This is a genomic window from Fictibacillus sp. UD (assembly GCF_043558025.1).
In the GTDB taxonomy this organism is placed as follows: Bacteria; Bacillota; Bacilli; order Bacillales; family Fictibacillaceae; genus Fictibacillus.
This window is the reverse complement of sequence record NZ_JARUHH010000004.1, coordinates 331992-344009: the sequence shown is the minus strand read 5'-3', so window position 1 is coordinate 344009 and position 12018 is coordinate 331992. Positions and strand designations below refer to the sequence as shown.

The window sequence follows — 12018 nt, the reverse complement described above, 5'->3', positions numbered from 1 at the left end:
GAATCGCTCGTAAATCTTTGGAATCGCTCGTAAATCTTTGGAATCGCTCGTAAATCTTTGGAATCGCTCGTAAATCTCGAGCTCTGCTCTGATTTGCGAGCGCCACAGCATAAAAAAAGCTGATTCTTCAACGGAAGAACCAGCTTCACCTTATTATTTCTTTCTAGAAACACGAACTACGTTTGCAATACTTGCTAAAAGTCCTCCCCACAGGATGACCATGCCGATTACCATCATTGCAATTGCACTACTAGTCATATCAGCTGACCTCCTTTTGCTCTTCAATCACATCAGATTTCCATTTTACAAGACCTAAAGCAATACCGAGTACGATGACGCCTACAGCAACGACAACCCCATAAGTGACAACAAGTTCTGTAGGGTATCCACCGTAATTCTCTGCAATATTTTGCTTAATGTTATCAAACATCATGTAGCCAAGAAGGATCGGTGTGATGACGCCTAGACAAACTTTCCACCATAATCCTGTTCTAAGGTCAGAGATTGCATTCGCGTGATTTTGAAGCCCGCCTAATTGCTTAACGAACCAAGCAATTAGAACTACCTCTGCAAGACCAGCTAATGTGATACCGAAGTTGTTGATGAAGTAATCCACGATATCGAGCATGTACAGTCCGCCTTTTGTAGCGAAAAGCAATGAGATAACTGAAGCTACTCCTCCACCCATTAATACTGCTTTTGTTCTAGAGATTCCAAACTTGTCTTGTAATGCTGCGACATACGTTTCTACGATTGAGATCAACGACGTCATACCAGCAAAAACAAGTGTTAAGAAGAACATTGTTCCGAAAAATGCATTACCACCAGGGAATTCATTAATGATAGCCGGGAATACTTCGAATGCTAGTCCGATTCCGCCTTTTACCACTTCTTCTACCGGCAATCCTTGCTGCATAGCCATGAACCCTAGTGCAGCAAAAACTCCGATTCCAGCAAGAAGTTCAAAACCTGAGTTTGCAAAACCTGTAATAAAAGCATTGTTGTTGATATCTGATTTCTTTGGCAGATAACTTGAGTACGTTACCATGATTGCAAACGCAATAGATAACGAGAAGAAAATTTGACCATAAGCCGCTACCCATACCTTACCGTTGTTTATAGCACTCCAATCAGGTGTAAAGAATGTATTCAAACCTTGAGCAGCACCATCAAGCGTAATTGCACGAATAACAATTAATAAAAACATAATAACTAAAGCTGGGATAAAAATTTTATTAAAGCGTTCGATTCCTTTAGATACACCTTTATAAAGAACTAGTAACGTTACAACCCATACGAGTAAAAGTGCAATTAAAATGCCGGGTACGATACCACCGATGTCACCAGGCGTTTTGCTTAATTGAAGTACCTCTCCATAAAAGAAATCGGAAGGCTTGTCTCCCCAAGTAAGGTTTAGCGAGTAAATTGAGTACTTTACTGCCCATGCGATGATTACAGCATAGTAAGTGGAAATTACAAACGCTACAAAAACTTGCCACCATCCTAGCCATTCTGCATTTTTGTGAAGACGGAAGTAAGAAAGTGGAGCTGAACCCCGGTACTTATGTCCTAATGTGAATTCCAGGATGAGTAAGGGAATCCCTGCCGTTAAGAGTGCTACAAGATACGGGATAAAAAATGCTCCTCCACCGTTTTCATAAGCAACTGCCGGAAATCTCCAGATATTGCCGAGACCGATAGCGGAACCAACCGCTGCTAAAATAAATCCATAGCGGCTTCCCCATTGTTGCCTGTTTTCCATTGTTGTGTCCCCCTTTTTACAAAATCTAAAAGTTTAAAATTATTACTTTTTTCTGATTATTCTGCGTTCAGTATATTACATAACGTTGAAATCTGTCAAAACGTTTTTAGTTATTTTGTCGGAATTAGGGGAAAGAAGTCGTATAAATATAAGAAAAAGTGCCTGGTTTACTACCAGACACTTTCAAAATTATGCTTTTATCGAATTGTCAGCAATGCTATTTTTACTAGATAATTTTTTTATAAATAACAAAACGATAGCAAATACTCCCGTTGACACCAATAGTCCTATCCAAACACTTTCAGTTAATCCGAGTGCAAGATAACCCACTGCAGATACTCCAGCAGCGATTAAACTGTAAGGTAGCTGTGTCATGACATGATCAATATGATGACTTCCCGCTCCTGTTGATGAAAGGATCGTTGTATCTGAAATTGGTGAACAATGGTCTCCAAACACAGATCCAGCAAGCACAGCGGCAAGTACTGGCAACATCAGTTCGATGTTAGTGGAAGCTGAAATTTCTGCTGCAATCGGAAGCATAACTCCGAACGTTCCCCAAGACGTACCTGTCGCAAAAGCCATTAGACCTGACAGTACAAATAGAACGAACGGAAGATAAGCTAAGTTCATATGCTGATCAACCAATCCAGCGAGGTATTTCCCTGTTCCAAGGCTATCTATAATGGAGATAATCGTCCAAGCAAAAAGTAAGATCGTTACTGCACCAATCATGGATTGAACACCGCGACCAAGACCTTTTCCTAGTGAGGCCGCACCCATTTTTTTAGGCAAGAAGAACAGAATGGCTGCAGTTAATCCAATCAAACCTCCATAAACTAATGACTTTGGTACATCTGTATTTTCAAAGATAGATAAAAGTGTAACAGCCGTTGGTTCTTCTAGGCCTTTTACATTTTGAATGCCTGTATAGATCATGAATCCAACCGTTGAAACAATCAAAAGAACGATCGGCCAAACAAGATCTCCAACTTTCCCTTTATCGCTTTCTTCAAGCTTGATTCCTTCACCGATTGCTGCTTTTTTCTCTGGATCAATGACTTCGCCTGTTGAAAAAGCACGTTCTTCATGTCTTCTCATCGGTCCAAAATCAAGTTGAAAATAAGCAACCGCAAACACAAGAATAAGTGCAAAAACTGCATAAAAATTCATAGGGATCATTTGAATAAAAGCACTGAACGCAGACATGTTTGTGATCTCATGTGTAGCAAAAATCGTGCCGATAATCCCGATAATGTAAGCTCCCCAACTAGACACTGGTGAGATTACACATACAGGAGCAGCAGTCGAATCTAAATAATAAGCGAGTTTCGCCCTTGAAATACGGTGGCGATCTGTAATCGGTCTGCTTACATTTCCTACAGCAAGTGAATTAAAGTAATCATCAATAAAAATAACTAGTCCAAAAACAACCGTTAAAAGCTGTGCACCTCTTCTTGTTTTCACTCTGGAAATCGCCCACTCACCAAAAGCTCGGCTTCCTCCAGCTAAAGAGATAATGCTCGTCATCATTCCTAAGATCAATAGAAACAGCAGGATATACACATTCCATTCATTTAGTGCTCCGTCAGCAACGAAATGCCCTTTTACAATCGTTCCAATTTCCTTTAACGTAGCACCAATATTAAAATCGTGAAGCAATAGTGCTCCCGCTACAATTCCAGCCCCTAAAGAGATCAATACTCTTCGTGTTAAAACAACCATTAAAATGGCCAAAACGGGCGGTATTAATGAATAAATCGAATTCTCAAATTCCATGATGTTCCTCCTTCTTTTCATTAGCCATCGATTTTTGAGGAGTGTTTACAGGACGTTGAGGAAAAAAAGACAAAATAAAAAGCGATTAATAGACAAGGAAATAACCTGCTATCAATCACTTAAGTAATTTATGGTTTTCCTCATCGATCAGTAGTCCTCCACTGCTTTTAATTCCCAAGCAGTGACAGTTTTACACTTTTTCAGTGTAAACCCAGCAAAAGTGAACAGACGGTTTACATTTTGCTTCGGCGGAAGTTCCTTTTCTTTTTCTTCACAGACGTCACTCTCTGAAAAAGTACTTATAAAATCCGCTCCTCTACCCCATCGGTGATAGGCTTAAAGACATATAAAATTTTAAATTCAATTCTCATTATAACAAAGTTGAATAAATGGTCAACCCAAATGAATGCTGTTAAATTCAGGAATCTCCTACTCTGCCGCTTCCTCATCACCCGATTCTTCTGACGAGTTCTCTTCAGGGATATCCAGCTCATTATCGTCTTTAGGCTTTTCCTTTAAATCAGGAGTGATCGGAACAGTAGGCTGAATCGGATCTCCGGACTGATTGTAGTATACAGGTACCTCTCCTTTTATAAACTGAGCTGTGATCTTAATCGGTCTTTTTACAACCGTTGTTTCCGTTGCAAAAGGAATAACAATCCTCGTTTTGACAGTTACCACAATATCAATATTAATCCATGTATTATTGATACCGGAATTTTCGATTTTTTCTTCAATATCCGTGTTTGCTTCACCAATGAGCATGAATTTAATTGGAATTTTAGGACCTAAGTTTGCTAGTAAGGAGTTTCTCGTTGCTTGCCCTAGCGGAATTTCCATAATGACACCTGGTTCATTTTTATATGCTGTTATCCCTAATTCATCGTTGCTTATTACTTCATGTGCTTTACCTTCTTCAATTTCCTTGAGGTATTTTTGAACCACTTTCTGTGATTGATTGGCAACCCTGTTAACTACGCTCTGATTAATGCCGGCAAACACGACATTTCCTTCCGTATCGGTCTTGTATTCAATAATATCATCCATCTCTGAAGGACCTAATATTTCATTATCGATCGCTTCACTTATCGCTAGTGCTGCTATTTCTTCCGTCTTCTTTTGAGCGATGAGCATAAGCGTAGGTTCAATGCCTCTGTTCACAAGCCAAAGTCCTTGTATGGTTATAAAAGTAAAAAGAATAAATGAGATCAGGAGTACAAACCGGAATGGAAGCGGCCCTTTTCGGAGTTTCATTTTTCGACGTTTAAGCAAAAGGTAACCCCCTTTATCTACATATACATATGTATGCAGACAAGAGGGGGGCTCATTCAAACTTTATGGTTTAATTTTTTTCGTACACAACGAAGTCATGTGCATATTTGTTTTTTTCATCAACGATTCCTGCCTTGCGTGAGACTTCACGCCACTCATCTCGAATGATTTCTGGAAAGTAAGTATCCGCTTCAAAGGTATGGTGAATCTCAGTCACATATAGGCGGTCAGCTACAGGCATAAACAATTTAAAAATCTCCGTTCCACCGATTACACACAATTCTTCGGCGTCTTTCTTCAATACATCGTCTACCGAATGTACAATCGTTGTTCCTTCAGCTTGATAATTGTCATCTCTCGTTACCACTATATTTTCGCGGCCAGGCAAAGGCTTGCCGATCGATTCGTACGTTTTACGACCCATGACGATTGGTTTCCCCATCGTTACATTCTTAAAATGCTTAAGGTCGTTTGGCAAATACCAGGGTAGATCATTGTCTTTACCAATGGCCCGGTTCTCATCCATTGCAACAACAAAAGAAATCATACGCTCACCACGCCTTTGATATGAGGATGTGCTTCATAGTCAACCAGTTCAAAGTCATCATAAGTAAAATCAAAAATGTTCGCCACATTCGGGTTCAACTTCATTTTAGGAAGCGGCTTCGGATCACGGGTCAACTGCAGCTCTACTTGTTCGAGGTGATTTGTGTAGATATGTGCATCACCAACCGTATGAACGAACTCGCCTGGCTTAAGACCAGTTACTTGGGCTACCATCATTGTAAGTAGTGCATAAGACGCGATATTAAAAGGCACACCTAGGAAGCTGTCAGCTGAGCGCTGATAGAGCTGACAAGATAGCTTGCCATCAGCTACATAAAACTGAAACAGCAAGTGACAAGGCGGGAGTGCCATATTCGGTACATCAGAAGGATTCCATGCAGACACAATCAAGCGTCTTGAATCAGGATTCTTCTTAATGTCTTCAATAACGTTTGTGATTTGGTCGATGGTCTCACCGTTTGGAGCAGCCCATGAACGCCACTGGTGACCGTAAACTGGACCAAGATTTCCGTCCTCATCTGCCCACTCATCCCAAATCCGAACACCATTTTCTTTTAAATAAGCAATATTTGTATCACCTTTTAAGAACCAAAGCAATTCATGAATGATAGATTTCAAATGAAGTTTTTTTGTTGTAACAAGCGGAAAACCTTCCTCTAAATCAAATCTCATCTGACGGCCAAATACAGATACCGTGCCAGTGCCTGTCCGATCTTCTTTTTTCGTACCGTTATGTAAGATATCTTGAAGAAAATCCAAGTATTGTTTCATCCCTCATCGCCTCCTCTTTTTCTTTTAATCGTATCATATCCGACTCCCTTTTTGTTCATGAAAAAGCCATAAAAATAGCTTCAACACCTAACACTTTTTCCCTTATATACACATAAAAATAATAATGAAGAAAGGAGTGGAAGCATGTTAGAGATGAACCCGATCTTAATAGAAGGACATCCATTTACCGCTGTCACCCTTCGTTTGCCAAAAACAAATTTTATGGCTGTGTTTAACGATAATGGATATATCATGTGTGGAGCACTAGATGTAGCTTTGTTGAATGAAAAATTAGCAGACCGTAAAATTATTGCAGGGCGCGCTGTAGGCGTCAGAACGATCGAACAGCTGCTGGATGCACCTTTAGAATCAATTACACTTGAAGCAAGGGAAAAAGGTATTGAAGTTGGTATGCAAGGGCGAAAAGCACTTTTAAAGATGCTTTAATGATAAAAAAACTGCGCTATAAGCCGCGCAGTTTTCTTTATATCTTAAAACGATCTCTTGTGATCTTTAATGATATTAGATTAATACATAACACGAGGGTAAGAAACTGGATACGTTTCGAATTGTTCGTAAATATGTAGACGAAAAGCAAGTAAACGCCACTCACGACAAAGGCAACCTGTAAGCAGTACATCATCTGAATCAATTTTTTATAATCCAAAGTGATCCCCACTTTCTTTATCCAGCTTAACTGATTTAATTCACCCTATTAGTATATCAGTCCATTTAAAAAATTGAATCGTTTACCATCTTTTGAAAACAATTTGTAATATTAGGAAAAGGTTAAAACAAGTCCAATTGTCTTGGCGCTAGGAAATCATAATGAATATCTAATAATTCGATCATCTGTTTTGCATTGTCAGCAGCATCTCCACCCGAGTTATTGTTAAATAGGATGGTAAGATTCTTTGTCTCTGATGCAAGCTTCTGAATCCGTTCTTTCCATTCATTTAGTTCGGCATCATTATATCGATAAAGATAACGGACTTCTCTCCAATTCGGCTGCCCTTGGTTGTTCCATCCATATACATTTCTGCCGTGCATACGTACGAGTGTTTTTTCTTGTGCATGCATAACAATAGGTATAGAGCCTGTCCCGGCTTGGGGTTCGTCGCAAACCGTATGAATCCATCCTTCTTCTTTTATAAAACTCAGCGTTTTCTCTGTCATTTCCTCGCTAAACCATGTTTGATTCCGAAACTCTAAAGCGACGGGGATGTCTCCCATCATTTCTTTCGCATACCGAAGCATCTGAACATTTTCCTTCTTACAATCAAACCATGGCGGATATTGAAAAAGAACCATCTCAAGCTTCCCTGACGAGATGACAGGCTGAATGGACAAGACGAAAGCTTCAAACATTTCTTTAACTGAATCAAACGGTAATTTGCCTCTCGAATGACCTGTCATGCCTTGATAGGCTTTCACAACGAAGGAAAAGTCGTTCGGAGTGGCTGTAACCCACTTTTCATAATTCTTTATAGGCTGAACTGCATAAAAGGAAGAATCGACCTCAACAACAGGAAAATGGCCGCTGTAGACAGCAAGCTTATCTCTTGCAGGGGTACCATCTGGATATAGAGAATCGTGATCTCCCCAACCTGTAACACCGATCTTAATCATTCTTAGAAGTCACCTGCCTATACGTGATTACAATCTATTTAATCCTTTTGATTGGACAAAGTCTTTCATATACGTACGTTTTGGAGTCCCCATAGATGCTGTAATCTGTGTAACCCAGCCTTCCGTACGTTTTCCTCCCGTGCGCTTCGTATAGTACTCAGATGTTTTATTTTCATACTGTTTTAACAGATTTTCCGTTTCTTCTTTACTTTGATAGCTGTCTTTATGAAAAACAGCTTGAATTGGTAAACGTGGCTTTTTCCCAGGCTCTGCATCAGGATAACCGACTGCTACTCCAAAGAGCGGAAGAACGTGTTCAGGACATCCTAACAAATCTGAAACTTCCTTCAGAGAATTACGGATGCCTCCAATATAAACGATACCGAGTCCAAGTGATTCAGCAGCTACCGATAGATTTTGAGCAGCGAGTGCAGCATCTACGCTTCCTACAATAAAAGCTTCTGTTGATTCAATGGTTTCTTTAATCTCTGTTTCTTTCATTTCAGCCGCAATCTTATGACGATTGTAATCTATGCAAAAGACAAAGAAATAACCGTTATCGGCTACATAAGACTGATTGCCAGCAAGCTCAGCCAGTTTTTCTTTCTTTTCCCTGTCCTCTATACCAATAATCGTACAAACTTGCTGATAGCTCGATGTAGAAGCAGATTGGGCGCATTTTACGAGTGTTGTGACTATATCTTCACTTAATGGTTTGTCTATGAATTTGCGAATGGATCTGTGTGCTAGTATCGTTTCAATGACTTCGTTCATAAAACAGGCTCCTTTTGAAAGTAACGGTTGATTGCATTATATCTTTTTCGGATACAAAAAAGCGAACCATTTGAGTCCTAGAATAAACACTTCTCTTTCAAGCGAAGAGGTGATATACTGTTCTAGCGATGAGCTAATTGCATAAGACGAGATTGACGCGCCTGTTAGGCAAAGCACTATGTGGAGTGCTGTCTCTCGCCGCAATATACGCAAAAAAGACGTCCTTTTGGGCGTCTTTTTTCTATTTTAAAGGCTGTTTTCACAGTATTAAATCTTTCTTGTCTATCAACATTTAAGCTATTCACTCTTCTCCATAACTGCAAAATAGTTTTCTTCATGATCTGCAAAGTTAAATACTCTGCCAGAAGGCATATTTACAATCTCGCCGACTGTGATACTTTTGCTAGATAACTCGTTATGTAACTGATCTAGATTTTCTGTAAAAAACATTAGTGAAGGTGTGCCGAGATTTAATCCAGGTGACATTTTTGCAACGAATTCCTTATTATGCAGGATGATACTTGTTTCTGCATCCTTTGATGGAGCAACTTCAATCCATCTCATGCCTTGTCCGTTATCTTCTTCAGAAATGACACTGAATCCTACTTTTTTCGTCCAAAAATCCACTGCTTTATCTTGGTTATTGACATACACCATAATTTGACCGACTTTGTTAATCATAAATAACACCCCTGAATGTTTTTAGTACTCTTAATAAATTATACAATCGCTGCAAATATCCTCTTAAATCGTTTTAATAAATACCAAGGTGTATAAAACAGATAGATAAAAAATAAAAAAACCTCGGTATAATTTTAAATGCACCAAGGAGTTGAGACGATTATCCAATTGATAGGTCTATCATGAAACTTGATTTATGATGGTTTCTGAATGTTTTGTGCCCATCGCCATCCAATACAAACAATCTTCATTTTAACTAATTTCTAAAAAGGTTTATTGCTTTCCCTTTCCAAATAGTACTCTAAATCATATTTGATTTCGCCGCTGCATGTACCTGGCAATGGATTTTCGGACTCATTCTTAAAACATTTAATATCAAGGGAAATCAAAGAATCAGTAAATATTGGGACAGATGCTCCTGGATTAATGACCGCAACGGTAGACGTACCGGCACTATCAGTCACTTGTACTTCCATAGAGCAGCCATTGGTAATATTACCTGAGTTCACAACTACAATCAGACCGCTGAAGTCCATATCCGCTCTGCTAGTGAATTGATTATAAAAAATTTCATCGCAAGGTTGTGAGATGGGGCTGCAATGCTTAAAGCATTTTAGTTCTTTTTTCTTCTTACATAAATCAAAGCCTTTGATTTTGTCTGGACAATGCTTATGGCCCTTATTTTTTATTTCTTTACATTTACAAATAATCTCCATGCAAACGTGACATTGACTCTTCCGTTCATGATTTTCACATTTGCAATCACACTTTTCATGCTTGCAATTGCACTCATAACTCTCATATTTGCATCTACACTTGTCATGCTTACATTTGCACTTAAAACTCTCATATTTGCACTCGCACTTCTCATGCTTGCATTTGCACTCATAACTTTCATATTTGCACTCGCACTTCTCATGCTTGCATTTGCACTCATAACTCTCATATTTGCACTCGCACGTATTACGCCCACAGAAATCTATATCTTTTTTATTACATGTGAACAGGCTTTTAGGTTTTTCAAACTCCGTACATGTTTTACAGTGATAGCTTTTTTTAATTTTTTTACACTGATATCTCTTATTCTTTGAATTCATACTTCAGTTTCCTCCCCCATACGCCATTCAAAGATATACTCACTATATGTCTATTCCATCTCTTTGTTTAGGCAAGTGGTCCTTCAACATTTTTTTGCCCAATTAACACGAAAATGGGCTGTTTTGTTGAATAGGGAGAATCGAAGTACTGAAAAAATTCAAGTTGCTATGAAATTGCATCCTAAATTTAAGAATATAAAAAAGCCTTGGTATATCACTTATATACCAAGGCTTTTCACATATTATCCGATTGAACCTTCCATCTCGAACTTGATCAGACGGTTCATTTCTACTGCATATTCCATTGGAAGTTCTTTCGTAAATGGCTCGATGAAGCCCATTACGATCATTTCCGTTGCTTCTTGTTCAGAAACACCACGGCTCATGAGGTAGAACAACTGATCTTCAGAAACCTTTGATACAGTCGCTTCGTGCTCTAATGTGATGTTGTTGTTAAGGATCTCATTGTACGGAATCGTATCTGAAGTGGACTGGTTATCCATGATCAGTGTATCACACTTGATGTTGGATTTAGATCCGTCAGATTTACGTCCGAAGTGAGCAATACCACGGTATGTTACTTTACCGCCGTGCTTAGAGATCGACTTCGAAACGATTGTAGAAGAACAATCTGGTGCAAGGTGCAATACTTTTGCTCCTGCATCCTGATGCTGCCCTTTACCAGCGATCGCGATAGAAAGGATAGTACCTTTCGCTCCGCGGCCTTTCATGATAACAGCAGGATATTTCATCGTTAGACGAGATCCAATGTTTCCATCTACCCATTCCATTGTTGCGTTCTCTTCAGCTACAGCACGCTTTGTAACAAGGTTATAGATATTGTTCGCCCAGTTTTGAATCGTTGTATAACGGCAATAAGCGTTCTTTTTAACGATGATCTCTACAACCGCACTATGAAGTGAGTTTGTAGAATAAACTGGTGCTGTACATCCTTCTACGTAGTGTACAGAGCTGTCTTCATCTGCAATGATCAGCGTACGTTCGAACTGACCCATGTTTTCAGAGTTAATTCGGAAATAAGCTTGAAGTGGAGTATCACATTTAACACCTTTTGGTACGTAAATGAAAGATCCACCAGACCATACTGCAGAGTTTAGTGCTGAGAACTTGTTATCAGTTGGCGGAATAATCGTTCCGAAATGCTCACGGAAGATTTCTTCGTGCTCTTTTAAAGCTGTATCCGTATCTGTGAAAAGAATACCTAAGTCAGAAAGGTCTTCTTTCATGTTGTGGTATACAACCTCTGATTCGTACTGTGCAGATACACCTGCAAGGTATTTCTGTTCAGCTTCTGGAATTCCAAGCTTGTCAAAAGTCGCTTTAATTTCAGCAGGCACTTCATCCCAAGACTTTTCAGATTTCTCAGATGGCTTAACATAGTACGTAATATCATCAAAGTTTAAGTCCTTCATGTCTCCGCCCCATTGTGGCATAGGCATTTTGTAGAACTGCTCCAATGACTTCAAACGGAATTCAAGCATCCACTCAGGTTCGTTCTTCATGCGTGAGATCTCTTCAACGATCTCTTTTGTTAACCCACGCTTCGATCTGAAAATGGATACGTCTTTATCTCTAAAACCATATTTATATTCGCCGATATCCGGCATTTTCTTAGCCATTACAGAATCCCTCCTTACTGGATTGGCACTCTATTACTTATTATCA

General features: G+C 39.3%; 13 protein-coding genes and 1 riboswitch. Of the genes, 1 reads left to right on the top strand and 12 read right to left on the bottom strand.

Annotated features, from left to right (window positions below):
- Positions 1 to 153 precede the first annotated feature (153 nt).
- The 6 genes from P8610_RS09810 to P8610_RS09785 all read right to left on the bottom strand — a co-directional run bounded on the left by P8610_RS09810 (position 154) and on the right by P8610_RS09785 (position 6151).
- On the bottom strand, positions 154 to 258 hold the full coding sequence (locus tag P8610_RS09810) for a methionine/alanine import family NSS transporter small subunit (RefSeq protein WP_156488327.1): 105 nt from the start codon (positions 256 to 258) through the stop codon (positions 154 to 156).
- Position 259: 1 nt separating this feature from the next.
- Positions 260 to 1762, bottom strand: coding sequence for a sodium-dependent transporter (locus P8610_RS09805; RefSeq protein WP_394604232.1), 1503 nt, complete (start codon positions 1760 to 1762; stop codon positions 260 to 262).
- 189 nt (positions 1763 to 1951) lie between these two features.
- Entirely contained in the window at positions 1952 to 3541 is a 1590-nt protein-coding gene (locus P8610_RS09800; RefSeq protein ID WP_394604231.1) for a Na+/H+ antiporter NhaC family protein, read from the bottom strand.
- Between the two features lie 143 nt (positions 3542 to 3684).
- Positions 3685 to 3868, bottom strand: a riboswitch (Lysine riboswitch).
- Positions 3869 to 3970: 102 nt separating this feature from the next.
- Positions 3971 to 4813 (bottom strand): sporulation protein YunB, encoded by an 843-nt coding sequence (gene yunB / locus P8610_RS09795; RefSeq protein ID WP_394604230.1) that lies wholly within the window; start codon positions 4811 to 4813, stop codon positions 3971 to 3973.
- 70 nt (positions 4814 to 4883) lie between these two features.
- Positions 4884 to 5360 (bottom strand): dihydrofolate reductase, encoded by a 477-nt coding sequence (locus tag P8610_RS09790; RefSeq protein ID WP_394604229.1) that lies wholly within the window; start codon positions 5358 to 5360, stop codon positions 4884 to 4886.
- Positions 5357 to 6151 (bottom strand): thymidylate synthase, encoded by a 795-nt coding sequence (locus P8610_RS09785; RefSeq protein ID WP_394604228.1) that lies wholly within the window; start codon positions 6149 to 6151, stop codon positions 5357 to 5359. Before P8610_RS09785 ends, P8610_RS09790 begins: the two co-directional genes overlap by 4 nt.
- A 144-nt stretch (positions 6152 to 6295) precedes the next feature.
- Between P8610_RS09785 and P8610_RS09780 the strand changes: the two genes are divergently transcribed.
- Positions 6296 to 6598, top strand: coding sequence for a YunC family protein (locus P8610_RS09780; protein WP_289494623.1), 303 nt, complete (start codon positions 6296 to 6298; stop codon positions 6596 to 6598).
- Between the two features lie 342 nt (positions 6599 to 6940).
- Here the strand turns inward: P8610_RS09780 and P8610_RS09775 are convergent, their stop codons facing one another.
- From P8610_RS09775 to sufB, 6 genes are all read right to left on the bottom strand, one after another.
- Positions 6941 to 7780, bottom strand: coding sequence for a DUF72 domain-containing protein (locus tag P8610_RS09775; protein WP_394604227.1), 840 nt, complete (start codon positions 7778 to 7780; stop codon positions 6941 to 6943).
- A gap of 27 nt (positions 7781 to 7807) precedes the next feature.
- Positions 7808 to 8554: an oxygen-insensitive NADPH nitroreductase gene (gene nfsA, locus P8610_RS09770; RefSeq protein ID WP_394604226.1), complete on the bottom strand. Its 747-nt coding sequence runs from the start codon at positions 8552 to 8554 to the stop codon at positions 7808 to 7810.
- A gap of 297 nt (positions 8555 to 8851) precedes the next feature.
- Positions 8852 to 9235, bottom strand: a complete 384-nt coding sequence (locus tag P8610_RS09765; protein WP_394604225.1) for a VOC family protein — start codon at positions 9233 to 9235, stop codon at positions 8852 to 8854.
- Between the two features lie 263 nt (positions 9236 to 9498).
- On the bottom strand, positions 9499 to 9951 hold the full coding sequence (locus P8610_RS09760) for an S-Ena type endospore appendage (RefSeq protein WP_394604224.1): 453 nt from the start codon (positions 9949 to 9951) through the stop codon (positions 9499 to 9501).
- A complete protein-coding gene (locus tag P8610_RS09755) occupies positions 9921 to 10181 on the bottom strand; it encodes a hypothetical protein (protein WP_394604223.1) in 261 nt (86 codons plus the stop codon). The genes P8610_RS09760 and P8610_RS09755 overlap by 31 nt, the downstream gene beginning before the upstream one ends.
- A gap of 393 nt (positions 10182 to 10574) precedes the next feature.
- A complete protein-coding gene (gene sufB / locus P8610_RS09750) occupies positions 10575 to 11972 on the bottom strand; it encodes a Fe-S cluster assembly protein SufB (protein WP_137791777.1) in 1398 nt (465 codons plus the stop codon).
- Positions 11973 to 12018: the final 46 nt, after the last annotated feature.

What these genes read in the sequence shown, in the direction of transcription:
- P8610_RS09810 (WP_156488327.1), bottom strand. Translation starts at nt 258, where the DNA reads ATGACTAGTAGTGCAATTGCAATGATGGTAATCGGCATGGTCATCCTG.
- P8610_RS09805 (WP_394604232.1), bottom strand. Translation starts at nt 1,762, where the DNA reads ATGGAAAACAGGCAACAATGGGGAAGCCGCTATGGATTTATTTTAGCA.
- P8610_RS09800 (WP_394604231.1), bottom strand. Translation starts at nt 3,541, where the DNA reads ATGGAATTTGAGAATTCGATTTATTCATTAATACCGCCCGTTTTGGCC.
- P8610_RS09790 (WP_394604229.1), bottom strand. Translation starts at nt 5,360, where the DNA reads ATGATTTCTTTTGTTGTTGCAATGGATGAGAACCGGGCCATTGGTAAA.
- P8610_RS09785 (WP_394604228.1), bottom strand. Translation starts at nt 6,151, where the DNA reads ATGAAACAATACTTGGATTTTCTTCAAGATATCTTACATAACGGTACG.
- P8610_RS09780 (WP_289494623.1), top strand. Translation starts at nt 6,296, where the DNA reads ATGTTAGAGATGAACCCGATCTTAATAGAAGGACATCCATTTACCGCT.
- P8610_RS09775 (WP_394604227.1), bottom strand. Translation starts at nt 7,780, where the DNA reads ATGATTAAGATCGGTGTTACAGGTTGGGGAGATCACGATTCTCTATAT.
- nfsA (WP_394604226.1), bottom strand. Translation starts at nt 8,554, where the DNA reads ATGAACGAAGTCATTGAAACGATACTAGCACACAGATCCATTCGCAAA.
- P8610_RS09765 (WP_394604225.1), bottom strand. Translation starts at nt 9,235, where the DNA reads ATGATTAACAAAGTCGGTCAAATTATGGTGTATGTCAATAACCAAGAT.
- P8610_RS09760 (WP_394604224.1), bottom strand. Translation starts at nt 9,951, where the DNA reads ATGGAGATTATTTGTAAATGTAAAGAAATAAAAAATAAGGGCCATAAG.
- P8610_RS09755 (WP_394604223.1), bottom strand. Translation starts at nt 10,181, where the DNA reads ATGAGAGTTATGAGTGCAAATGCAAGCATGAGAAGTGCGAGTGCAAAT.
- sufB (WP_137791777.1), bottom strand. Translation starts at nt 11,972, where the DNA reads ATGGCTAAGAAAATGCCGGATATCGGCGAATATAAATATGGTTTTAGA.